Source organism: candidate division TA06 bacterium (genome assembly GCA_004376575.1).
Taxonomy (GTDB): Bacteria; Hydrothermota; DG-26; order E44-bin18; family E44-bin18; genus E44-bin18.
This window is the reverse complement of record SOJN01000088.1, coordinates 1-24,239: the sequence shown is the minus strand read 5'-3', so window position 1 is coordinate 24,239 and position 24,239 is coordinate 1. Positions and strand designations below refer to the sequence as shown.

Annotated in this window: 24 protein-coding genes; 13 read left to right on the top strand and 11 right to left on the bottom strand. The window is 50.1% G+C overall.

Annotation, left to right across the window (positions count from 1 at the left end):
• Window positions 1-2,649, bottom strand: a complete 2,649-nt coding sequence (locus tag E3J62_07980; protein TET45278.1) for a tetratricopeptide repeat protein — start codon at window positions 2,647-2,649, stop codon at window positions 1-3.
• 118 nt (window positions 2,650-2,767) lie between these two features.
• Between E3J62_07980 and E3J62_07975 the strand changes: the two genes are divergently transcribed.
• Together E3J62_07975 and E3J62_07970 are read left to right on the top strand one after the other, a co-directional pair.
• Window positions 2,768-3,049, top strand: coding sequence for an acylphosphatase (locus tag E3J62_07975; protein ID TET45277.1), 282 nt, complete (start codon window positions 2,768-2,770; stop codon window positions 3,047-3,049).
• A gap of 108 nt (window positions 3,050-3,157) precedes the next feature.
• Window positions 3,158-3,649 (top strand): dCMP deaminase family protein, encoded by a 492-nt coding sequence (locus tag E3J62_07970; protein TET45276.1) that lies wholly within the window; start codon window positions 3,158-3,160, stop codon window positions 3,647-3,649.
• A gap of 215 nt (window positions 3,650-3,864) precedes the next feature.
• On the opposite strand, the gene E3J62_07965 is transcribed toward E3J62_07970, so the two are convergent.
• Both E3J62_07965 and E3J62_07960 read right to left on the bottom strand, forming a co-directional pair.
• On the bottom strand, window positions 3,865-4,338 hold the full coding sequence (locus E3J62_07965) for a carboxypeptidase regulatory-like domain-containing protein (protein TET45275.1): 474 nt from the start codon (window positions 4,336-4,338) through the stop codon (window positions 3,865-3,867).
• A 206-nt stretch (window positions 4,339-4,544) separates the two neighbouring features.
• On the bottom strand, window positions 4,545-5,150 hold the full coding sequence (locus E3J62_07960) for a phosphoribosylglycinamide formyltransferase (GenBank protein ID TET45274.1): 606 nt from the start codon (window positions 5,148-5,150) through the stop codon (window positions 4,545-4,547).
• Window positions 5,151-5,679: 529 nt separating this feature from the next.
• Between E3J62_07960 and E3J62_07955 the strand changes: the two genes are divergently transcribed.
• The 5 genes from E3J62_07955 (at window position 5,680) to E3J62_07935 (ending at window position 9,285) form a co-directional block, all read left to right on the top strand.
• Window positions 5,680-6,465, top strand: a complete 786-nt coding sequence (locus tag E3J62_07955; protein TET45273.1) for a hypothetical protein — start codon at window positions 5,680-5,682, stop codon at window positions 6,463-6,465.
• Between the two features lie 158 nt (window positions 6,466-6,623).
• Entirely contained in the window at window positions 6,624-6,989 is a 366-nt protein-coding gene (locus E3J62_07950; protein ID TET45272.1) for a four helix bundle protein, read from the top strand.
• A 442-nt stretch (window positions 6,990-7,431) separates the two neighbouring features.
• Window positions 7,432-8,742: a hypothetical protein gene (locus E3J62_07945; protein TET45271.1), complete on the top strand. Its 1,311-nt coding sequence runs from the start codon at window positions 7,432-7,434 to the stop codon at window positions 8,740-8,742.
• Window positions 8,538-9,026, top strand: a complete 489-nt coding sequence (locus tag E3J62_07940) for a TIGR04076 family protein (protein ID TET45270.1) — start codon at window positions 8,538-8,540, stop codon at window positions 9,024-9,026. The genes E3J62_07945 and E3J62_07940 overlap by 205 nt, the downstream gene beginning before the upstream one ends.
• 64 nt (window positions 9,027-9,090) lie before the next feature.
• Window positions 9,091-9,285 (top strand): 4-oxalocrotonate tautomerase, encoded by a 195-nt coding sequence (locus E3J62_07935; protein ID TET45269.1) that lies wholly within the window; start codon window positions 9,091-9,093, stop codon window positions 9,283-9,285.
• A gap of 158 nt (window positions 9,286-9,443) precedes the next feature.
• On the opposite strand, the gene E3J62_07930 is transcribed toward E3J62_07935, so the two are convergent.
• Window positions 9,444-10,928 carry a sodium/proline symporter gene (locus E3J62_07930; GenBank protein TET45284.1) on the bottom strand — a complete coding sequence of 495 codons (1,485 nt, stop codon included), beginning with the start codon at window positions 10,926-10,928 and terminating at the stop codon, window positions 9,444-9,446.
• Window positions 10,929-11,629: 701 nt separating this feature from the next.
• On the opposite strand from E3J62_07930, the gene E3J62_07925 reads away from it, so the two are divergent.
• From E3J62_07925 to E3J62_07905, 5 genes are all read left to right on the top strand, one after another.
• Window positions 11,630-12,124 (top strand): hypothetical protein, encoded by a 495-nt coding sequence (locus E3J62_07925; protein ID TET45268.1) that lies wholly within the window; start codon window positions 11,630-11,632, stop codon window positions 12,122-12,124.
• A 437-nt stretch (window positions 12,125-12,561) separates the two neighbouring features.
• Window positions 12,562-13,017, top strand: a complete 456-nt coding sequence (locus tag E3J62_07920; protein ID TET45267.1) for a hypothetical protein — start codon at window positions 12,562-12,564, stop codon at window positions 13,015-13,017.
• A 165-nt stretch (window positions 13,018-13,182) separates the two neighbouring features.
• Window positions 13,183-13,542: a hypothetical protein gene (locus E3J62_07915; protein ID TET45266.1), complete on the top strand. Its 360-nt coding sequence runs from the start codon at window positions 13,183-13,185 to the stop codon at window positions 13,540-13,542.
• 6 nt (window positions 13,543-13,548) lie between these two features.
• The gene (locus tag E3J62_07910) at window positions 13,549-14,592 is read left to right on the top strand and encodes an NAD-dependent epimerase/dehydratase family protein (protein TET45265.1); all 1,044 of its coding nucleotides are present in this window, start codon (window positions 13,549-13,551) and stop codon (window positions 14,590-14,592) included.
• A gap of 222 nt (window positions 14,593-14,814) precedes the next feature.
• Entirely contained in the window at window positions 14,815-15,525 is a 711-nt protein-coding gene (locus E3J62_07905; GenBank protein TET45264.1) for a hypothetical protein, read from the top strand.
• Window positions 15,526-15,673: 148 nt separating this feature from the next.
• Here E3J62_07905 and E3J62_07900 read toward each other — a convergent pair whose 3' ends face one another.
• The 6 genes from E3J62_07900 to E3J62_07875 all read right to left on the bottom strand — a co-directional run bounded on the left by E3J62_07900 (window position 15,674) and on the right by E3J62_07875 (window position 22,211).
• Window positions 15,674-16,045, bottom strand: a complete 372-nt coding sequence (locus tag E3J62_07900) for a transcriptional regulator (GenBank protein ID TET45263.1) — start codon at window positions 16,043-16,045, stop codon at window positions 15,674-15,676.
• Between the two features lie 142 nt (window positions 16,046-16,187).
• Window positions 16,188-16,745: a hypothetical protein gene (locus E3J62_07895; GenBank protein ID TET45262.1), complete on the bottom strand. Its 558-nt coding sequence runs from the start codon at window positions 16,743-16,745 to the stop codon at window positions 16,188-16,190.
• Between the two features lie 368 nt (window positions 16,746-17,113).
• A complete protein-coding gene (locus E3J62_07890; GenBank protein TET45261.1) occupies window positions 17,114-17,647 on the bottom strand; it encodes a hypothetical protein in 534 nt (177 codons plus the stop codon).
• Window position 17,648: 1 nt separating this feature from the next.
• Window positions 17,649-18,083: a hypothetical protein gene (locus E3J62_07885; protein TET45260.1), complete on the bottom strand. Its 435-nt coding sequence runs from the start codon at window positions 18,081-18,083 to the stop codon at window positions 17,649-17,651.
• A 1,769-nt stretch (window positions 18,084-19,852) separates the two neighbouring features.
• Complete coding sequence (locus tag E3J62_07880; GenBank protein ID TET45259.1) at window positions 19,853-20,407, bottom strand: hypothetical protein; 555 nt, start codon at window positions 20,405-20,407, stop codon at window positions 19,853-19,855.
• Between the two features lie 307 nt (window positions 20,408-20,714).
• Entirely contained in the window at window positions 20,715-22,211 is a 1,497-nt protein-coding gene (locus tag E3J62_07875) for a T9SS type A sorting domain-containing protein (GenBank protein TET45258.1), read from the bottom strand.
• Window positions 22,212-22,657: 446 nt separating this feature from the next.
• Between E3J62_07875 and E3J62_07870 the strand changes: the two genes are divergently transcribed.
• Complete coding sequence (locus E3J62_07870) at window positions 22,658-23,011, top strand: DUF454 domain-containing protein (protein TET45283.1); 354 nt, start codon at window positions 22,658-22,660, stop codon at window positions 23,009-23,011.
• A 96-nt stretch (window positions 23,012-23,107) separates the two neighbouring features.
• Here the strand turns inward: E3J62_07870 and E3J62_07865 are convergent, their stop codons facing one another.
• A complete protein-coding gene (locus E3J62_07865; GenBank protein TET45257.1) occupies window positions 23,108-23,965 on the bottom strand; it encodes a hypothetical protein in 858 nt (285 codons plus the stop codon).
• Window positions 23,966-24,239: the final 274 nt, after the last annotated feature.

The window sequence follows — 24,239 nt, the reverse complement described above, 5'->3', positions numbered from 1 at the left end:
CTACTCCTCCTGGATGACAATTCTCTGGTTTGTTGAAACACCCCTCTTCTGGACAATTTGCCCTGAAGGGAATCTGACTGTAACGTCTACTGGAGCTGAATTGGTGCTGAAGCCAAAGAACTGGACGAGAGAATGCTGGCTGGTGGTCCCCTTGCCTCCCTCCACTTCCCGAATCTGCATATCTCTGCCCTGTTTTACCGTTATCCTTGCCCCTATCGCAGCCCTGTTAGATTTCTCACCCCCTATCAGTTTCACCTCCAGCCACCTATTCCTGTTCCCATCGTTCCTGAAAAGGTGGACGCCTGACCCGCTGGCCACAAACAGATCAAGGTCGCCATCATTGTCATAATCACTGAATGCACATCCCCATCCATTGTACGCCCTTACCCCGGCAAGCCAGGTTATGTCCCTGAACTTTCCATTGCCCAGATTCTCATAGAGAAAGGACCTTCTTTCTTTGTAGATCGAGGTTATGTATAAATCCAGGTCCCCGTCTGCATCAACGTCTCCCCAGGAGGCGTCAGAGTGCGTCTCATCGTACTTGATAGTACCCTTTTCCCTTCTGTCAATGAAGTTCCAGTTCGGAGAGCCTGTATTTTCATACAACATCGTCTTGTTTGAAAACTCAATGTACCTGGGATGTGCCAGATTGGCAGTCACCAGGTCGAGATCGCCATCATTGTCATAGTCTCCCCATTCTGAACCAATGGTGTGGCCCCACCAACCGTCGTTTTCAACTCCGGCTACACCCAGTGCGGCGGCTACATTGGTAAATGTCCCGTCTCCATTGTTCCTGAAAAGAAAGTTCTCCTGCAGCCTGTAATTTGAGACATAGATATCCAGGTCACCATCGTTATCATAGTCACCCCAGTTCACACCCCTGCCCGCTCTGTCCTCCCCAAAAGGTGGTTCAATCCCCGCATTCTGTGTTACATTGGAAAAGGTTCCATCGCCGTTGTTGTGGTATAGAAAATCGGGCAAGCCGCTCACTTCTCTCCACACCTCATAATTTGCGCAATAGAGATCCACATAACCGTCAGCGTCGTAGTCACCCCACGCGGCTCCCTCGGTAGGCAAAGTATCGCGAATGCTCCCGGCGCCTTCGGTGACATCCTCAAATGTACCATCACCATTCCCCTTCCACAGCCTGTCCGCTTGCTTGCTCTTTCCTCCTGACGTGGCATAGAAGTCGATGTTGCCGTCGTTGTCAAAGTCGGCACATACAGCCCCATTAACCCCGTTACCACTTATTCCTGACCTTTCAGTATAATCTATGAAGCTGTCTCCTCTGGAATTCAAGAATAGCACCCTTCCACTCAAAAGGATGTCGTCATAGCCGTCATTGTTGAAATCGGCCCACGCTATCCTTGATTCTTTTCTACCTCCTAGCCCGATCTTTTCAGTAACATCTGTAAACGTTATTCCACGGTATCCTGCCATGCTCCGTGCACGTTCCATAAGGCCCTGCTCGCTCCCGAATCTCTTGATATAGAGGGCTATGAACGCTGAGTCTGCCTTTTCCGTCCACTTGTTGGTCATGTCTCCTTCAACCAGCGCTTGTACGTAAGACTTCAAGGCGGAATCGTTTCTACCTTTCTCTTCCAGAATTCTCCCGAGCGTGTAGTGGAGAGATGCCTTAGTGGCAAACTCGTTGACTGTAGGTTTCATCACACTTATCGCCTTCTTTATCCACTTCTTTGCCTCATCAAGCCGGCCCAACGCCATTAATGCGGTAGCCACCTCTCTCCTGGCAGTTCCGGAAAGCGACCCCCTTTCGAGTTCCCACTGCTCTTGTGGTTTGTGCGTGGGCTTTGAGTACTGAGGTTCCAGAACAACAGCCTTCTTTGCCAGTTCCAGTGCACGCAATGTGTCAATCTTCATCTCCTGGAGTATGTACGAGAGGTAATCGTATGCGAATGGATTGAGACTGTCCTCCCGCAGCATTCTCTCACCGTAGTCTCTCACCCCGTCTGCATCTTCGAGCCTTTTGAGGGACGAGAGAAGATACTGGTAAACACTGAAGCGCCATTCATTTGCTGGATACTTTTTCAGGAACTCATCGAGAAATTCCACCTTCAGGGTATCATCCCGCCATATCGGATACAGACCATCAAAGAACTTCTCCTGGATAATTTCGTATGCCTTTTTCGACTGAGAGTAGTTGCGCAGAATAGCCTCCTCTGCCGCGGCAACGGTATCACTATCGGCCTCTGCAATCCTCAGACCGTAATATCTCAATAAAGCCCCAGTCTCCAGGTCAAATCTGGGGCTGTGATAGGCCAGCGAATTGGCGTCGTGATCGATTTCTTCTCTAACCTTGGCCAATTTCGTGGAGTCATCACCAGCGTTTTGAACGAGAGCATACCATCTTTGTCTGTTCGCCTCCACGTTGTAGGGTAAAATCTCATGCACCTTCCGCCACGCTTGGACTGCCTTCTGCCAATCCCTCTTCTTCGTGTAAACCGTCGCCAGACCCTCGAGAGCGAGTGTATCCCTGGGGTTCTCTACCAGTATATCCTGGTATACCCTTATGGCCCTGGCGTATTCTCTTCTGGCGAGCAGTTCTTCGGCGTCTTCAAGTCCGCTCCCAGCGCATACTCCTGCCAGAAGCAAAAAAAGGAAAACCGCCATGGGAATATGACTTTTCATGAACGCCTCGCTTTTGGAATAGAATAGGTGAGGCAACAACACTTTTCAACAGGTTTATCCCCGAAGGCTGATTGACACGACACAAAAAAGGTGTAGAATATCGCCCAGGGAGATAATCATGGCAGAGGCTCGTCTTCGCGTCATCGTCACAGGAACAGTTCAAGGGGTCTTCTTCAGGGCGGCCACGGAATCCACGGCAAGACAGCTCAATCTCAAAGGCTGGGTGAGAAACGCCAGCGATGGGAGCGTGGAAGCCGTATTTGAAGGCAGCAAGGAAAATGCGGAAAAGATGCTGTCCTGGTGCCATCACGGACCGCCAGGCGCCAGAGTCATGAGTGTTGAGGAAATCTGGGAAGAACCAACCGGAGAGTTTGACGACTTCACCATCCGCTACACTTAACCCCCACCGGAAGGAAGTACTTTGCAAAAAGTGATATGGGCGTGCGCAGTATTGACAGACATAATCCATATATGTATTATGAGACCTCCTCTGGTATAGGAGCAGCGTATGAAAGAACGGCCGAACAAAGAGAAATACTATCTTAGCATTGCGCGCGAAGTCGCAAACAGGGGCACATGCCTTAGACGCAACTTCGGCGCTGTGATTGTGAACAATGATCAGATCGTAAGCACTGGCTATACCGGGGCTCCCAGAGGTGCTGCCAACTGCATAGATCTGGGGAAGTGTTATAGAGAAGAGGCAAACATACCCAGAGGAGAGCGCTACGAGCTGTGCCGCTCAGTCCACGCAGAGATGAACGCTGTGATACATGCGTCCAGAGCCGTGATGCTTGGGTCGACGCTTTACCTGGCCGGAATTGATGCTTCAGACGGAACTGTTGTTCGCGACACCATCCCTTGCAGACTATGCAGGCGGGTCATCATAAACGCAGGGATAGAGACCGTCGTCGCACTTGATGGGGACGAAGTTGTCAAGTACGACGTTGCCGACTGGGTCAAGCGCGAGGACACCGACCTGAACAAAGAACTGAAAGCTTAATACTCCTTTCGTCCTCCTCCGTCGGGTCACGCCGACGAAGGACGAAATATGCCCCGTGTATCCCGCTTCGCGAGAAACGGGGCAGGCCTCACGCCCTCTTCGATGGCGTGGTCCTATTTCGTTCGCTCTTCGGTTTTCGCCCTTCGTCCTCAATACTCTGTCCTTTGTACTCTGTACTGCATCCTCTGTACTTCGGGCAGGGTGGCGCGGCGTGGTTAGAAGTAGTTGTCTATCTCCACTCTGCTCGGGAGGGTTCTGATTCCCTGAGCAGAAATTCCAATAGGCAGATATCTTAACCGATTCCCGGATATATACCGCATGGTTCCAGGCTCAAGCAGCATGTTTCTGAAGTAGTGACGAATATTGGACCTCCCGCTGTCGAAGGTCACAAAAACCCTTGCGGCAAGGTCCATATGGACCACAACATTCCGGACTACAGCCGTACCTGCGCCTTCCTTGTAGATCCGGACAGTGTACAGACCGGGACTTACTCCCACAAAGACGAAGAATCCTGAGTCCGTAGTCCTGACCATCCTCCCACTCTCCTTAAGAAACACCTCAGCCCGCGAAACACCATCACCAGAGACAAATCTCACTTCGCCTCTAATCACTCCTGTCAGGCCTGCAAAACTCATGCAGGGAATCAACAGACAGATAGCGCATACTGCAACCTTGCGTACCATCAACATTCTAATCACGCCCCCTTCAACGAAAATGCGCTCAGCACATAATCTGCTGTGCTTTTCGCTTCGTCCTTCACCCTATCACGATCACGAAGATCGAAAATCGAAGATCGAAAATAGAAACCTCAACGTCCTTCGGCTTTTGTACTTCGTACTCTGTCCTTTCCACTTTGTACCTTGAACTTTGTACTTCGTACCTCGCGATCGGGTTATCAGTCAGGTAGTTTAATGTCGCCCGTCGCGATCTTGCCTATCACTTCAGAGTATATCTTGTGCTCCTCCACCAGAATCCTCGCTGCCAGAGTCTCCGGCGCGTCATCAGGAAGAACAGGAACTCTCTTTTGTGCCAGAATTGAGCCATGATCGTACTTCTCGTCCACAATGTGCACAGTTACGCCAGATTCTTTCTCTTCGGCTGCCAGAACAGCCTCGTGAACTCTCATCCCATAAAATCCCTTGCCTCCAAATTTGGGGAGGAGCGCGGGATGAATATTCAGGATTCTGTTCTTGAAAGCGGATAAGAACTTCGGCCCTCTTTTCTTCATGTAGCCGGCAAGGCAGACAAGGTCTACCTCATGTTCCCTTAAAACCTTGACGATTGCCTCGTCAAGATCCTCATTGTCCGGATAGTGCTTGTTGCTCAAGTGGACCGCGTCTATTCTGTGCTTTCTGGCCCTCTCCAGGGCGCCCGATTGACCATTGTTGCTGATGACCACAACCACTTCAGCGGGAATCCTGGCAGCCTCACAGGAATCAATTATCGACTGAAGGTTGGTTCCTCCGTGGGATGCAAGAATTCCGAGCCTTAGCTTCGTCACTTCTATCGCACCTTCGATTGAAAATGTCTCACTTCAAGGTTACACACACTTGTCTCTTTTGTCAATGCAAACTCGGCACCCCCAAAGACACAAAACACGAAATTACGAAACTCCGAAATTGAAAACCCTGAAGCCAAGGGATTCTGGGAGTCGAAGGATCTGTTTGTGCCAGATTGCTTCGCTACCGCTCGCAATGACAGAAAGGGGGCTGTCATTGCGAGGAGCGCGTTAGCGCGACGAAGCAATCTCCAGAGCGTGGACAACACGGAATTGGGGGATTGAAACCCCTGGAACCACGAGATTACGCAAGATTAACACAGATTCAAACTGCATCCTCATGGCTGAAACCCGAACCAGGAAAGAATCTTGTGATGGTCTGTGAAATCTGTGGTTAGGAGGTTTCTGACGGCTGAGAGCGGATAGCCCCTAACTATCTTGCAGCCTCCAGCTTACGACTGCTCGTTTTCGCCTTTACACTAAACTCCTGTTTTGCTAGAATGCCAGAGCGACAAAAGGAAGGTGCTGAAAGATGGAAGAGAAGACAAGGGAGACCTGGGACAGAAGGAAAATCGAAAGGCGACAGACTGGAAAAATCATCAAGCTTACCGACTCGAACTTCGAAAAAGAAATGATCAACATTCCTGTCTTCGGATTAACTCAATTCAGTTGTCACTGGTCACCGCCCTGCCGAAAACAAGAGAGTGTACTAAGGCGGATTGCTCAGGATTTCAAACATACTGAGAGGCTTCGCGTCGGGCTATTTGAGGCCTCCCCCAAGAATCCCGAGATCCCTTCCAAGTACGGTTTGGTGATGATCCCGACGCTGATACTTTTCCGAGAGGCCCAGGTCATATATCGGAAAAATGGGTATGAACCAAGAACTGAGCTCAAGAAAGAGATAGACCGATTCATTTCCACCGACCAGAAATTGTTTATAGAGCGGAGACACGGTGCGGAAAAAAGAGAAGGCCAGAGGCGGCGTAGTGAGCCGATGCAGACCATCATATGGCGGGATCTGAAAAATGAGCTGGCTACTACACCCTGGCCAGTCGTTCTCTCCATCAATCCAGAGGATCCAGTCCTCAATGATAAGTTCTCTTCTCTTGTCGAATCTGTCATCGAAAAGCTGGAAACAACTGGCCTGAGAGCCCTTCATGTGACCGGTACTCCTGCAAAGCAAGTGAAGAAGCACTTTGGAATCACGGTGGACGCTCCCGCGGTCGCTGTATTCTTTGAGGGAAAGCTCATAGACCAGTTTGAAAATGTCCGTTCTAGAGTCAACCTGAGTAGAAGACTCCGCAGGGCCCTGCCATAAAGGATTCACTCCAAACTTGACACGAGCTTGCCGGTATGTTAGCTTAGGCCTCTAAGCAGGCCATAGTATTCCCATCCAGTTCCAATCGGTGCTCTCAGCTTTCCTTGAGATTCCTACTTCATGGAGGGTGAGGTTTGTGATGAAAGGAGGTGAAAAAAATGCCTTTCTCCTTCGAAGCACTCGATGTCTATCATAGGGCGATCGACTTTGCGGTAGCCATGCTGAATAGGGTCAGAGACTTGCCCGAAGACTACCCGGTGTTGCTTGAAGACCTTGTGAGAGCAGCCACTGGAATCGGCTTGAAGATTGCGGTCGCTTCCAGCACGTGGAACAAGAGCGAGAAGAAACAGCTCTTCCTTGAGGGACGAAGCTCTTGCTACAAGTGTGTGGTCGTGGTTGAGATCGCCAAGAACCTCGGACTCATCGAGGAATCAGAGCGGGACAAGCTGAACGAGGAACTCGAAATATTCATCAAGATCCTCTCTAAACTTGCCCAGCCAACAGACAAGGGTAAGGCTGCGTAGCCCATCCGAAGCGGCCAAGACGCGGGGAGCTACAGTCGAAGCATGAAGTCGGAGGACAAAAACCCCCACCACACCACAACACATGGAACCACGAGATTACACAAGATTGACACAGATTTAAACCACATTCTCATGGCTGAAACCGAACCAGAAGGATAATCTTGTGGTAATCTGTGTTAATCTGTGGTTACAGGTCGGTGGTGTCAGGTGTGAACTTTTGGCTCTAGGGCTGTCAGGGGGCTGGGGGGAATTTCGCAATTTCGAAGGTGCTGGGCGTGGCTGGGTGGAATTTCGTAGGTGAAGGGAGGGGTGATGGGAATTTCGAAGCGGTGTGAGTGCGCAGGGAAGGGAATTTCGTACTTTCGTGTGTAGAGCATACAGCCTATAAGTGCTACAAACACTTGACAAGGCTCTGGCCTAGAATGTACGATGATATGGACAAATGGCAGGCGGAAGAGAATTACTCATATTTGCAGCAGTATTTCTGCTGTTGCTTTATGTTCTTTACCGATACAGGTCATCCCAGATTCCATTTCATCGAATCTGTCTGGCCATCATCATCATCGGAGTTTGCTGTCGTCTGCTCTTCCTTTTCTTTACACCCACCTACTATGCTCCCGATGAACAGGCTCATTTCAACTATGTCAAGTACCTCTACGAAAACCGCTCCTTTCCTATTCAGACTACTCAAACTGGTGCACCGACCAACGACTGGGAATACTATCAACCACCACTTTACTATCTAGCCTCGGCCCCCATATACGCAATGGTGAGAAACTCCTGTGGAGGTGACCACTACGCTTCAGTCCGGGTGATACGGCTCTTCTCCATCTTGTTGTGGGGCATTAATGTATTACTTGCATTGAAAATATTAGAAAACCTACGTGTCACGAGCACTTTCATAAAAACGTTTGTTGTCAGCATGGTGAGTTTCCTTCCTACCTACGCATACCTTTCCTCTGTCATCAACAATGACAATCTATTGATCACGTTGGGAGGAGTTATACTCTACCTGTTATCCAGAAAAAGGTCGATCTCCAACTCAGTTGTGCTGGGAGTCGTACTCGGACTCGCGTTGTTGACCAAGCTTACAGCTGCGGTTTTCCTCCTGACAATTGTCGCCATGCTCTTTTTTCAGTGGATAAGAAGATCTCTATCATTCTCCTCAGCAGGTTTCCATCTTGTCTTGATTCTTGTACTCGCCAGTGCTGTCGCATCGCCATGGTATGTGAGAAATGTTATTGTGTATGGAGATATCACTGCTGAAAAGATAGCGAATATAAGAGTACATTGGCCATCTACTTCTTACGCACTCCAATTCATCCAGCAATATATGAAAGAGTCGTTCTGGTCAGTCGCCGGAATCCGCAACAATATCAGGTTTCTGCCCAGAGCCGGGATATACCTTTCATACCTTGCGCTTGCGGGACTCCTATATGGCTTGGTCTTGAGGAGACGGGAAATCCGCGACTTCTTGGAAGGCGAAGGCGCCGCCTTTCTGATAGCTACGGCACTGGCCATCGTTGTAAACATAGCTCTTGTTTTTAGATTTGGCATGCTCTATGCACAAGGGCAGGGACGGTTCCTGTTTCCGATGCTAGTACCCATTTCACTCTTAATGGCTGTTGGAATCAGGATGCTAGGTATCACAAGATTGTCAAGAAATGCACACCTTTTCCCCACGGCCTTTTTTCTAGCATATCTTCTTTCGTTCATAAGCCACAGCTTCAAGATCTTTGTACAACTCTGGTAAATCAAGAAAGGAGGTGCCGATTGAGGAAGACAGTAAAAGTCACGATCAAGAGCGGCAGATGTTCGGACGACCTGCACAAGGTTGGGCAAGTTTTCGTCGTAGACGACACAACTCCCGGAGGACTGTGTTTGGGGGTCTGGAACGCCATTGCACCCTACGTGACCGCGCTCCGTTACGGTGGAAACTTCCCCTGGGAGGACGAGGAGGGAGTTGCAACCATTGGCTGTCCGGACCCCGACGGAATCACAGTTGAACTGAGGAGAATAGAAAAAGAGGATGTGTGAGTTGAGCCTTGAAAGGTGAATGCCGATCAAAGGCAATCATTCAACATGAAGGAGGTTAGCGGCAATGCCTACGATCAGAGTTGATGGACCACCGATCAAAGACCTTGACCGAAAGACATACCTCGTCAAACTGTTCGCCGAATCCGCGGCGGAGGTTTACGGCATGGATATAGGACACATAGTCGTTCTCATACGCGAAAACGCTCCGGAAAATGTGGGGATTGGCGGGGAACTGCTGGTCGATCGAAAGCAGAAGTAAAACTCCGGCGACAATTTGCAGACTGCGAAAGAAGACCTAAACCTGTCGCACGAGTAACGGTTCCTGATTGGAAATTCGCCCCTCGACAAGCTCCCTTCGGATTCCCTCAGGACAGGCCCCGTGTAACGGGGCAAGGAGGATCTTCGACAGTTTTTCGGTTATGGTCTTCTTCTAAATTTGTACTTTGGTGTGATTTCAGCCAGTTCCTTCTCTGCGCCCTCAGGAGCCCTGGTCAGAAGCGAGACGACTATTACTAGCATCGCAGAGATCAAGAATGCCGGAATCAATTCGTACATCCGCTGCTTGAGAAACGGCATACTCTTCCACACAATGGTGACCAGTGTTCCTGATATCAGGCCAGCAAGAATCCCCCACTTTGTCGTTCTCTTCCAGAAAAGTGACAGAATTATGGCGGGCCCAAATGATGCCCCAAGTCCACCCCAGGCGAACAGGACCAACCAGAAGACCAGGTCTTTGGCAGCTGCACCCAGACCCATTGCAACAAAGACCAGTATGATGATTATCAGCCTGCTCAAGAAAACCATTCTCTTCTCAGAGACAGCCTCACCTCTCCGAAAGAGCTTCTGGTAGATGTCTCTGGTGATTCCGGAAGCAGCGACAAGCAGTTGCGAATCGGCAGTGGACATTATCGCGGCAAAGACGGCAGCGACGGCGAATCCAAAAAGGATGGGATGCAAGTGCTGGGAAGCCATATAGGGAAAGAGCCTTTCTGTATCCCCTGCCGGAAGCTGGCTCTTGAGGGGGAAGTATGCGCGGCCGACAAGGCCGACGAGCACCGCGCCCCAGGCCATGACTACATTCCAGACTGTTCCAATAAGAGCCGCTTTCCTCAGACCCTGAGCAGAATCAACTGACATGTATCTCACCAGGATGTGAGGATTGCCGGGTGAACCAAGGCCTATCCCCAGAAACCCTATGGCTCCGCCAAGTCCAATGGCCCATGGATTGACCAGGTGTGCACCCTGCAGCCTGACCGCTTCAAGAACCTGTGCGAGAGCACCAAAGTTGAGAACAGCAACCACAGGGAGTATCACCAGACCCAGTATCATGAAAGCAGCCTGAACAACATCGGTGAGAGAGACGGCAACGAACCCACCAAGCATTGTGTAGGCCAGGACAATCATTGCAGTAAGCCAGAGCCCTTGAGTGGTGGACAACCCAAAGGATGCAGAGATGGCCTTGCCGCCGGCGTTGAATTGAGCAGACACATAGGCGACCATGAATATCACAATAATGACAACCGAAACGATCCTCAGGATGTGAGCGCTGTCCTTAAATCTCGCTTCAAAGAAGTCAGGCAGAGTTATGCTCTCGCTTGCCTCGGTGAACCGCCTCAACCTCTTGCCTACAAACATGAACATAAACAGCTCAACAACGATGTAGCCAACGACCGCCCAGACAGCTGAAAGCCCTATCGTGTAGGCCATCCCACTCATTCCCAGGACAAGCCATGCCGACCTTCCTGAAACCACAGCGGAAAGTGCCACAACCCATTCCTTCATCCTCCTGCCACCCAGAAAGAACTCACTGAGTGACCTGGTGCACAGCTTTGCTGAGACAACACCTATGACTACAATCAGTAGGAGATAGAAGACGAAGGCAGAGGCAGCCAGAGCCTCCATTTTCACTCCCCCTCCTCAATGAAAACGAAGTAGAACACCACGGCCAGAAGGATGATCATGCAAGGAAGAAGAAAAAGAGAGAAGAAGGTTGAGAAATCAATCATTGTCTCACCTCATCCTACCAGAAAAAACGAAATTGCGAAACTCCACCCAACTCTGCCCCTCCACCAATCCTTCGAAATTCCGCCGAACCCTTCCCACACCCTACGAAACTCCCTTCCCCACTTCCCCACACCTTCGAAAATCGAAGATCGAAAATCGAAATTCCACCCAAGCCCTCCCAAACCCTCGAAATTCCCTCCCCCACTTCCCTACACCTTCGAAAATCCAACACGCGTATTCCTCGACCGAAGCTCTCGAAAAGAGCGGCTGTCCAACGGCCTAGGCGCGAGAATAAGGAGACACCTCGGTTGATTTCTTAGTTTCCCAATTTTCTAATTTCGTGTTTTCAGGTCATAGAACCACCTCATATAAGCCCAAATTGGCCAAATCTGTCAAGGATAAACATCACGCCAGCACCAAAATGGAGCCGAGTTTTCGCAGGCATAATAGCCTTGACCAACTTGTAAGAACGGAGTAAACTGATTAAGGGAGGCGCGCGGAATTGTGGGTAATCCAGCTTGACATACGCCTGAGGGAAAAACAGTTACTTTCCTTTGACACAACCCTACCTGCTTGTGCAAGAGAAGGAGGTGAGCCACATGGCAGGGACGAATTTAGGGGAAAGGGCGGAGAAGGACGAACGGAGAGGCACTTCTCCTCGAAATGGTGAGAGCTCCATCAGACGGCATCTTTCTGTCGATAATAGAATGGAGTCTTTCTTGTTCGTTTTCGAGGACACGATTCCGAAGAACATCTGGGACAGGATCCTCGGATTGTCTCCAGTTGAGCGTCAAGACCTGATAGCCAAATCGCTATCAGAGGGTCTTTTGACATTACACGACGAGCGGGAAGACAAGGACAGACTGGCGGTCTATTTCAGGGGCGCCATTCCAAGCCACTTCGGGAAGATTCATGGTGACAAGATCAGGTCCAAATGGGGACAGGGCCCTGCTTGGAACCACGGCCTCTGGGAGGTCCCATACTCATACGGAGATAGAGTGAAATATTCGACGGGTGACATAGACTACTCTGTTCTTAAGAAAGTGATCGAGAGGTCAGAGGCAAGAACAAGAAAAAGTGCGAACAATTCATAAGCAATCGACCGCCTCCCAAAAATAATCAGTCAGAAGGCAGGTTCTGCGTCCTAAGAAAACCTGTTCCAGGTGGTATCCACCAACCGCGACCAGGCAACTATAACTCAATCCATCGTTCTTGCGTGACTCTTTGACGCGCAATCGATCATGCAAAATTCAATACCTGCCACAGAGCCACAATTGCATCTGGAACCTCCCGTTGTTTCGTGTATAATCCATAACGTCACATCGGCAACATGAAACTCTGATTGAATTCACTTATTCCTTCTGGCTTTGAGATAAGAACGAGCGGAGCAGAAGGAGATTAGGATGGGTCTACTCACAAGATTAGCCCTCTATGGTGAGCCAGACATCCCCAGAGACAGGGTACTCCTCAATCTCGGCGACGAATTGGCACCGACAGTTGAGCAAGCGTGTGCATGCACGGGAGAAGAATGATGAGAGTAATTGATAGGCTTTTTAAATCAGATGAACCCTCGGTTAGATTCAAGGTTCTGGTCAATGTCCTCGGCAAGGAATTGGGATCTGCTCCAATCAAGAAACTCCAGAAGGAAATCAAGACCTCGCCAAGAGTGAGATCGCTTCTCTCTGAAAGAGACAGGAATAGGGAAATACCTTATCATCCCTACGCGAAGTGGTACGGTGCCCATTGGGTCCTTGCAGACCTCGCTGATATCGGGTACCCATCGGGGGATGAATCGCTATTGCCGTTGAGAGAGCAGGTTTACAAATGGCTCCTGTCAAAACGCCACGAAAAGAGTATAAGGAGTATCGAAGGGCGGGTGAGAAGGTGCGCATCGCAGGAAGCTAACGCCGTGTACTATCTTCACACCCTCGGCTTGGCCGATGCTCGGACTGATGAACTTGCCGAACGCCTGATGAAATGGCAGTAGCCTGATGGCGGATGGAATTGCGACAAAAATCCAGAGGCCTCCAACTCTTCCTTCATGGAAAGCCTCATCCCGCTGCGCGCAATTGGCCTTCACGCGAAGCGGACCGGAAGTAGGAAGGCAGAAGACACAGCTAAACGGGCGGCAAAGATTTTCCTGAAGCGCAGGTTGTACAAAAGGCAAAAGGACGGCAGTGTCATATCGGATGACTTCATTGCGTTGCACTACCCCTGTTACTGGCATTATGACATCCTGTTCGGACTCAAAGTCATGGCCGAAGTGGGCTTTATCGACGACAAGCGCTGCAACAACGCGCTGGAATTGCTGGAATCGAAGCGATTGCCTGATGGCGGTTTTGCCGCCGAAAAAAAGTATTACAGAGTCACAGAAAAAAGAACCTCCGGCCGCTCTCTTGTGGACTGGGGTGGCACGAGCAAGAAACGTATGAATGAATTCACAACCGTAGACGCCTTATACGTTTTGAAAAGGTCAGGGCGATTAGAGGGCAGAAACCTCCCAGGAGGATAGTCAGCCATGCGGATTCTGATCATTGGTGGAACGGGTTTCATCGGCCCGCGTGTTGTACTGCGTCTGACGGAGATGGACCATGATATAACTCTGTTTCACCGTGGCCAAACCAAAGCCGACCTGCCCTCCACAGTCAAGCACATCCTCGGTGGCCGGCAGAAGCTTCCTGATTTCGCGGCTGAATTCAAACAGTTCGCACCCGACGTTGTACTGGACATGTTTCCCCTTGCCGAGCAAGATGCTCGTACCGCTATGAGCACCTTCAAAGGCATCACACCTCGACTAGTGGCCATCAGCAGTCAGGATGTCTATCGTGCCTACGGAAAAGTTATCCACATGGAGCCCGGCCCTGCAGACCCTGTGCCTCTGAACGAGGACGCACCTCTGCGAGACAGTCTCTACCCGTATCGCGACGAGACACCGAGAGACGAAAAGGACCCAAAGAGATGGCTGGATAATTATGACAAGATACCTGTGGAACGCACTGTCATGAGTGAGCAGGGCCTGGCGGGCACCATTCTGCGGTTGCCTATGGTGTTCGGCCCGGGAGATAGACAACACCGTCTATTCAAGTATGTAAAGCGAATGTACGACAACCGCCCAGCAATCTTGTTGGATGAAGGCCTTGCCAGATGGCGTTCTACACGAGGATATGTTGAGAATGTAGCGGCTGCAATAGCACTAGCTGTCACAGATGAACGCGCAGCAAGCAGAATTTATAACGTAGCTGATCCTGAAGCTTTCACCATGGCCGAGTGGGTTGTGGAGATGGGGAAGGCAGTGGGATGGGGTGGCGAGGTGACCATCGTGCCGAAAGACTCCCTTCCCAAGCATCTACTGTCAGGGATTAACACAGACCAGGATCTTGTCGTTGACACCACAAGAATCCGTGAAGAACTCGGCTACAGAGAACCTGTGCCACTACATGAAGCACTCAAGAAAACTGTTGAATGGGAGCGAGCACACCCACCCGATAACATAGATCCACAGATGTTTGACTATGAAACCGAAGACAAAATCCTTGCCGACCTCAAACGGAATCACAGCTAAGAAATGCGCCGCCGATTGCTTATCATCCAACACAAGATTCACAACTTGTAGAATTAGAAATATCACTTGCATATTCCCGGAATTTCGGAAATGCGGGAATATGCAAGTAGTCCAAGAGGTCCTTGAAGCCTTCCCAAGCGGAGTTGCTATGTATCTCTCATAGTGCTTGACTTGAGAAGTACGGCCTGCTGGGCTCCGCTAGATTAAAGGTTGAGGGCGCACATGTCCCTGGAAAGACACGAAAGATTGAAGATCGTTGTCAGCGGTGTACTCATTGGTGGCCTGGCAATGGCAATTGCACCCTGCACTACTCAGGGAGATGTGCTGGTTAGGCATACATCCCGGTCACTTGCACTTCCGGATTTGCAGCTGCAGAACTACCTGTTCGAAGACAACAGTATCGAACACATCGAGCAAAACCCAGAGAAGCCACCCCCCAGGATTGCAGAAGAGATCTTTGCTGGTGTAGTGGGTGGTCTTGTGGGGGGAGCTATTGGCGGTGGAATAGGATGGGCCATCGGCAGCGGAGTGGAAAGAGGTTCGGAACCGTTGACGGAATACCCCGAGCTTTTGGGCGCGGCCCTTGGTGCCACGGTCGGTTATGTGCTCGGAAGTCCTATTGGAGTCTACAATGCAGGAGACACTGAGAATGAGACGGGCAACTTTCTGGCAACTCTGGGTGGTGGTGTTGCCGGGGGATTTTTGGGGCTTCTAATTGGTGGAGTAGGTGCCCTCCCTGGCATACCGATTGGTGCCACAGTTGGATTTAACATGACGCGGAGGTACAAGACACCTCCACCACCAGAAAATGGGCTCATCAATATCAAGGATGGTCGAATGCGTCTTGCTACTCCCAAAATCTACCTCCAACCCGACCCTCTCGATAAGAAAACCCTCATCCACAATGCGGATCTCGTAATAGCAACCTTCTAGGCAATCCCACCAGCTTCTCAGAAATCCATAGGGCACTAGACGGTGTCCACCTCTCAGGGATAGTTTCCCAGTTTCGAGAATCTGGAATGCCACTTGCATATTCCCGGGATTTCGGGAATGTGCGAATAAGCACACTGCCGACACAGTCTCATTTTACCCGACGCTTTGGGGACTTACGGAGTATGGCCAGAATGCCACGAACAGCACTCGAGCGGCTCAGAGTGTCTGCTGAATAAAAGACATACGTTCCTTGTTGTCTTCCTCTAACCAGTCCGGCTCCCTCCAGCTTCTTCAGGTGCCTTGAAGCTGTGGTTATGGGCATTCGGTGGTGTAGGCTCAGTTGTCCAACAGATGCCTCACCGGATTCCAAGAGCGACACCATTATCTTCAGCCGCTTTCTGTTGCCAAGGGCGTGGAAGGCCCTCCTCAGATCCTCCATCATTTTCTCCTTTGGGAGGGGCTCCTGCTCACACTGAATTCTAGCACATGAATCCCTCAGGGTCAACTGACATTTGTACATTCCTGCATTCCCGGAATTTCGAAAATGCGAAAGTATAGGAGCCAAGGAATCACAATCAACCGCTTGCGTTCGTCACGCAAGACCATTCAGGAGGGTTCTGCTGAAAATGGACTTTGGGGGTTTGATCGCAATGTCGAGAAGCTTATGCTTTCCTCTGGGATCTAACACTGCCAACGGGTTGCGATGCTACCTGGGGCTTGTAAAGGGGTGCATATTTGGCGAATTTTCTTATTTCGGTAGCGCCCCACCACAACTGCAGTGCGCCGAATATGATCCATCCGACGCCGCCTTCAATCAGACTACCTGTAATGTTCAAAATGCCCACCAATATCAAAGCAGCACCGTTCACGACGAACATTCCACGGTGCCGGATGCAGAGGTTGAGAATGCCAATTACGATAATCATGCCCCCCCACACCGGATCCAGAAAACTCGCAGCCAGAAGATGTATGACACCAAGTACTATCAGCCCGATCCCCCAGATACGTAAGCTCTTTTTCATGTCAGCCTTGGTTACAGTCGTTTCTTTACTGATTTTGGGACTCGGGTTACTGCTGGTCGCTTCTTCATTGCCCTGAGTGGCTGTGTCAGAAACTTCCACTTTCGAATGGCATTGCTCACATTCTACCGTCTCCTGAATTTGTGACGGCTCAACGGTAATGTCTTTACCACAGTAGATGCATTTGAATGTTAGAGACATTTCGACCTCCTAGCTCCGGCAACCATGGTACCTCGTGAGGCTACTTGGACACAGATAGGCTTTTGATCACCTTATGTTACAACCGACGATAAGACCTTGATTCGACTTGAGAATTCATTGCTCAATACTTAATCCGAAGTCCCCTACAATCCGACTCTGGCTGACTCATGATTTTTTACGCTTAGGTTGATACACGGCCCGCTCTACTTGATGCTGCCAACTGTCCGGATGTTACCACCCCGGAAACAGCTTGTCAAGCAGTTCAGTTCGGCGTCGCATATCACAGCCTCTGGTCCGTAGGAATTGTACTGCGATTCCAGGCCAGCCCTGTGATTATTTCACACGTTGCCTTGTAGAATTCAGCAACCCTACCAAGGGGGGTTGCGAGAGAATCTCCCCTTCCCCTTTTTCCTGTGCGCACAGGTTATGCGACACTCCCGGTTACATAACTTCCACATCTGGTTATACATCGGATCGTTCGGATCGACCCCTTCCATACACGCTGCCACGCAGTCGTCCACGCATTCCTCGAAAGACTGTTCTTCCTCAGGTGGCTCAGCATCATCGAAGGAATAATAGTAGACAACAATGCCGCTAAAACTGCACGCGAAAGTCTTCCCATAATCAAATACCTCAAATTCTGAAGCACTCTCCTGCTTTATATCAATCCCAACATCGTGCAAGAGCCTCTTCGCAAACCAGACAACATCGCTCTTATCTAGCGAACTGCCCGTACCTGCCCTCTGCATAAGATGGTCGTAAACAGAAACCTGCTCCATCGGAGGAGCACCCAACTGACCCTCTGGCTCTGTCGGAACACTTTGTGGATAGTCAGTAAGCTGACAGGATGAGAACAACAAGATGAAGGTAAAGAGGAACAAAAGCATAAGTGAGTTTTTCATGCTACTCACCCCCCTTGCATGCTTCCCAGATCGAGTCTAAGGAAGCATTGCCGATAACAATTTCTCTGTTCACCAGAGATAAGAACGGCTGCTCATCCTTGACCTCAGGAATAACAATCTCCGATACGTAGAAGTAGGTGTTCTCTGTCGTCTTCTTCACATAGACTGAAACGAGTGGATTCTGGTCGCAGTCAAGTCCAGTCACCTTTTCAAGCATGCATATGTTGCGTTTTGCTTCCTGTGCCGGGTACCTCTGGAAAAGGCGTTCCGATATGGACACGAACTGATAATGTTTGGGAGAGTGCCATTCCGTTGAGGCAGGCTCCGGACTATTCTTGCGAGCACTTCCAGCGCCGCCCGCGAAAATCGCAGTGATGGCTATGACCGCTGCCAGCACAAAAAAGAGAATCCAGAGACCTGCTTTACCTTTGGACATACCAGTCCACCTCCCTTTTACCTATACGAATACATAGGACCTGTGAACGTTCCTCGCACGGTAAGTGCTCATTCATGTGGAGAGTCGCCAATCCCGCCCAAGGCCGCCTCAGGATTTGGCCCGATCAGCTTGCTTCTGAAGAGCACTACTGCGAGTTGTGATCACGTTGGATACAGAGGTAGCTACCTGCCCAATGTAACCCACCCCAAAAAGTGGATAGGAATGCTTCAATAACGCTTCTATGTACGCATAGCTGTGGTCGCTGTTTTAATAGAAAGCAAATTAGAAGCAACTGAGTATGAGGCGATGACCGGAATCTGATCTTGCACATTCTCTGGTTCAGTCCTAGAATCTGATACTCCAGCGAGTGGAAGTGACTCTCAACCGTGACAGTGTCATTTGTCATTTCTGGCGGGCCGCGTATTGATCCTATAAGGAGCCCTCTGTCTTAACGCTAACCACCCTTTGGTTGACACTCGGTCGGTAACTCCACCGCATCAATTCGATGCCAATCCTCGCACCGCTTCCTCCCAGGACCGTATTTTTCAGAATCACCTCCTCTCTTTTCAGCAGTAACGCACTACACTCTGGTATAGCAATGTGAAGCTCTGACAGTCTGCGAGAACTGTGCCGAACGCACATACCGCAGACGAACCTGCGACTAACTACGTTATCGTTTTTTGCTCTGGTTGAGAGCGCCCCGCTCTAGTTGACATGGCCAACGCTACAGATTCTACCACTCTAACTCCAATTTGTCAAGAGGTTTATGCGTTGAGCCTTTCGCGAAAAGAGGTATTTGGGAAACTCTTAGTGCGTTTTTGCCCCTTCCGCTATCCCGGGACATGCATGTGGTTCTGAGACAAGGCTTCTGGCCGGGGTCATCAGGAGCAGGCCCCGTGTATCTCGCTTCGTGAGAAACGGGGCCGTGAAACGCCCCAGGCAGGCAAGGCAGGCGGTTGTCTCTCGTTCATGGTATCCTCACTGGATCCCCATTTTCACGGGGATGACAACACTTCTTTGTGGACTTGTTTATGATACCGTTCTGGATTCCCGCTAAGCCCGCCCCCTGTCATTCCCGCGAAAGCGGGAATCCAGGGAATCCAGAATCATACCAACTCTTTCCACAGGTCGCGCCAGTCTGGATTCTTCCTTCCAATCAACTCCAACTTCCCTTTGGGGTGAAAAAGAAGGCTCGACCTCTATCTTAATCATTTCCTGCGATTCTTCAGGTCTTTTTGGGCTAAAGATTTTTTCCTGATCACTCATCCCATTGTCAATCAAGCAATACGGGATTTCGCGACAGGCTTGCGTTGGGAATCACATGTGAGACTGGTTCAGCTGTACGCTGTAAGCTTTACACACAAAATTCCACTCGACCCAGCCCGGCCTTCGAAATCAAGAGATCCCGTGCACCCCTTACACCAACCTTCGAAATTGCGAAATTGACACCTGAATTGCAGACTACCAATTACAAAAGACACCCTTTCCTTGATGGGGGAAGCCCATCGAAGCTAGGAAAAGCGCAGCCAGCCGAAGTGAGGCAAGATGTAGGCTGGCGGAGTCGGGTAGCTCTGAAGAGCGAAGTGGGGAAGCTCAACGGAGTTGAGCGAAGACGGGTCAGGCCTCAGCGGTTCAAAATTGAATTTTGAACGCCTGACCCCGGTCATCAAGCAATACTTTCCAATTTTCCAAATTTGGAAAATTGGAACTTTCGAAAATACGGGAATATGGAGGCTGGAGGCCATCCTACAGAGCAGATTACGGACGCATCAGTCTTTGCGGTTGAGTTTACCCACAAAAGGATAGTTAAGACGTATCAACTCAAAATCGATGTCCAGGTCTCGCTTATTCACTGAGAATAGCTGCGCCACGAAACGCCCTTCCAGAAGAACAGCTTTTTCGATTTGACCCAGAAGCTCATGAAAGAGTGATATCTTGTGGGGCTGGGCATCGATTACGAATAGCATTCTCACCAACCAGGTACGAAAATCAAAATCAGTTCTAACCTGGACTATTTTCAGCTCTTTCTCCGCGAATTCTTTGCTGGCTCTATCGTGCGCGAATTCGCCTATTCTGAGCATCAAAGTAATGTAATCATTTGTGAGCCCCAAGAACTTCGTCCTGGCTCTTTCAATGAGCTCTTCAGATGCTGCTATACCTCGCGTCTTAGCATCTTCCTCTCTCATGGCTGTCTGTTCTTCTATGAAATAGGAGACCATGGTCTTTGGATCCCGAGGGCCTCTGAACAAGTGGAGCTTTCGGTAGAGAAAATAGCTCCAGAAGTCTTCAGAAACACTGGCAGCTTTAAGGACGGTGCGCTCCATCTTCTCGCTCCTCTCAATGATATGGAATTAGCAATATCCGTGCCCAACTCGGCAATTCCATGTGCGTGTCGCTGAAGTGCTTTGGATTGAATGACTTACTGGCTCGACCCAAGGATTGCCACTGAGTCACTATGGAGCACCAATCTTGAGATATGTCACGAATGAATGATACTTTCCAATTTTCCAAAATTCGAAAGTAGGGAATGATGTGGTTGGGCTTCTAAATCTGGGCCTCCACGGGAAGTCGCGCTGGCAGGACTGACGCTCCTTCTCGGAGGCCTGTGGCTTTGGGCTGGCCCACAAGTCATTACTCGAGTATGACTAGTTTGCTCTTGCCAATAACGCGGCTGTTGATCTTGAGCTCGAGGAAGTAGACTCCGCTGCCTAATTGGTTCAAATGAAGAGCGTGGACGCCTTCATTCCAGAAGACCGGTCCGAGACGGTATGCTAGCCTGCCGCATATATCATACAGAGAAACCTCAGCAAGGCCTTTCCATGGAATTGAAAGCTTAATAGGCCTCTCGCGGATGGTCAGGGTTGGAGAGACAGAAAAACCCGGTACATTGCGGCGCTCGCTCTCCTCGACCCCAGTAATCCATTGGGCGTCGAAGTAGAGGTTCTGGCAGCCAAACCCTGCATAGATCACTCCGCCACCGGGAACTCCCGGTGAATAGATTATTTGCGGGGCAGCACCAAGGGACCAGGGGTGTGCCATATGATCATTTATCACTGTGTCATCGTGCCACTTGGTGGGGTCGTCACCCCTAGACCACATCCTAAGCACATCTCTCATTGCACAACTATCATCATAGACCCACGCCATATTCACAGAAGGATTGCCAAATTCCTTGCGGGACATAATGTCACCGCAGTGCTCAGAGGCAAGAGAGCTTGAGATAAGCGTGGGAGTCCAGTCTGAGCCGAGAGAATCAGGCGAACGAAGAGACCATACACATAACTGGGCATCCACACCTTCTGAGAGATTGGTCTCAGCTACCCATATGGCAGGATTCATCTCATCGTTAGATGCAGCAACGCGCGGGTTTTTGTCCCTTACAGAATTGGTTGTTATTGGCCCCCAGCTCGACCAGGATCCCACCCCGTCGTTGAAGTTCGTGATAAGGCCAATCTCCGCACTATCAGGCGGGTCACCAACAGACATTACAGCGCAGGCCAAGTAATAATTTGAGGGAGGGCCCCAGGCTATGGATAGATCTTGAGATGCAAACGGCGCCTGAAGGCCAATCGCACCGACATCCCAGGTTTCGCCGTAATCTATAGACCTGCAAGCGTAAATAGTACTGTCAGAAGTAGAGTAGAAGACGAATTCCATAGAGTAGTCGTCACTTATGGCTCTTGCAGCGTCAAATCCCACTTCATCCGACACTTTCTCACTTATGAGGTAGCACTCACCAATTCCCGAAAAATCGACCGGTATTCGCCAAACCCAGGGAAGGTTATCAGAAGGTGGTACAAAGAAGCAGTAAACTTCGTCGTGAGCTGGCTCTCCGACTAGGATTTTGATTTTCGCAAATCTGTCAAGAGCGATTCCGTCGCTCCACCATCTCGCCTCCCACGTGTATCCGTGGTCAGAAGAGGCATAAAAGCACAAAGTGTAGCAGGGAGGATCATCGATCTGGAAACCAACGTACATAGTCCCGTCCATGGTGTAGTCGACGTCAAAACAGGTTATCTGCCCTTCATAAATGAGGACATCTTCTCCCCATGGACGACCATACGTTCGAAGAGGACTCAAACTGATCAGAATAACCCCCAACAGCAGACACTTCTTTTCTACGTTCATAACGCGCCTCCCTTGCAGCCCCCGAGCAGAATGCTGCTCAGCATCTTGAGATTCAAAAGCTGAGTTCTCAAGATCAAACACATTGTATAGCATCCGTAATATGGTTTCAAGAAGAAACGTGCCGGCCCCGTAAGAACTCTTAGTGAGTGCCGGGGTCGGTGCCCTCCGCTTTCGCGAAGGATTTTCAACCCTCCGACGGAGTTTATGCTTGGCGGAGCCGAGTGCAAAGGATCTCTGACTTGACTTTTTGGCAACACGGCCACCACAGTGTCCATACGGCACACATTCATATGTGTACATATGCGCACATATGCACGTAGTGGTTCGGTTGGTTGTGGCTCCGAAAGCGTGTTGACATCTATGCACCTCGGTGCTATCAATGACATGAATGCGGAGCCCGATAACAATTGAACATATCCCACACTCATGGTGAGCTGACCAGACGGCTGTTGATTATCGCGGGAACCTTCTTTACAGCACTCGGGATCATTGGGATATTTTTGCCTCTTTTGCCTACTACTCCTTTTCTCTTGCTTGCGTCTGCATGCTATGCAAGAAGCTCAAAAAGATTCCACAGTTGGCTCTTGGGTAACAAATGGCTCGGAAATTACATTAGGGATTATGAACGAGGGAAAGGGGTCCCGCCAAAAGTAAAAGCCTTCTCCATTTCCTTGTTGTGGGCCACAATTATATTTTCGGCCGTTTTCGTGGTCCACATCCTTTTTGTCAGATTGATTCTGATTCTAATAGCAATCGGTGTCACCATACACATCCTCTCTATTCGGACTTCCAGGCGATGAAAGAAAATTGAACACCTGGGGCTTGCTTTTTGAACGCCTGACCCCGGTGACCTGGAGCCAATTTGCCAAAACGCGGGATGTGGAGACGGGAACATGCTACGGGATCGACTCAAGGACTGAGGGAATCTCCTCAAAGTCTTCGTTGCTCGGTTCCTCTTCCCAGCCGAGAACCACCAATCCCACAAGGACCCTGGACCTAGATCTGTTAATCAGCCTGAACTGATATTCTCCGCCCTTAGCTCGGAACTTAAAAGCGCCATGCTTGAGTCCACGGAAGGTTTTTACTACCCTGCCGCTATCATCGATAATCTCCAAATCAATAGGGTCTGCTGTTTTGCACCTAAAAGCCCCAAAACACCAATGTGATCTGCGCACAAAACTTCTGATATCCTCACGAGTGCCCGAAGGTCGAACCAAGAACCTCGCGGTCAGTACAGGACTCATCTCGGGGCCTGGAAGCTCGGCGAAAGCATGAGCCTCCACCGAGACCTTTGCGTACGATGTATCTGCCTCGTTACTGATTACTAGAAAGTACCTAGCAGGGGTTGCATTGGGCATAACATAGAAGGCCATGAATTGCACAGCAGAATATTTTCGTACGTACTGGTAATTCAGCCCGGACCTCCATTTGGAAAAGTTGCGCTCGTCAAGAAGCATAACAGCACCAATATTGTCCAGCTTCTTTTCTGAGCACATTATGAGTGCGTCTTCTCCCTTCCGGAGTTCCAATTCGAGCCAACGAGACGACGATACCGGTAACAGAACCGTCGTTTCAATGAGCTTCCGAATTTGCGGATCATACGCCTGCGCCAATAACACTTCACCGGAGGTCAAAACCACATCTGCAACACGCCCTGAGCCGGACGCGTGAGCACTGCGTCCGTCTGCCAGCAGCATGCAGATGCCAAACGGAAGGACTAGACCCGTCAGGATAATTTGCGTGACTCTGTTCATCGGAACCCCACCCCTTTCGCGTCCCTGAAGCTCTCAGCTACTTCTCTCAAATCATACAGCTTGTAGCTGTGGAGTCAAGACCTTTGGTGATATCCTTGCGCTCCAAAGACTCTCGTTGAACACCTGGGGCTTGCTTTTTGAACGCCTGACCCCATTCCGCTCGCTGGGGAACGGCTGTTCTAGGGCTTGACTCAAGGCGTAAGGTCTGCTACACTGAATTGACTCGTAGCAACAAGGGCAGAGGGCACCCATGAGCCAAGTCGTCATTGAGAAT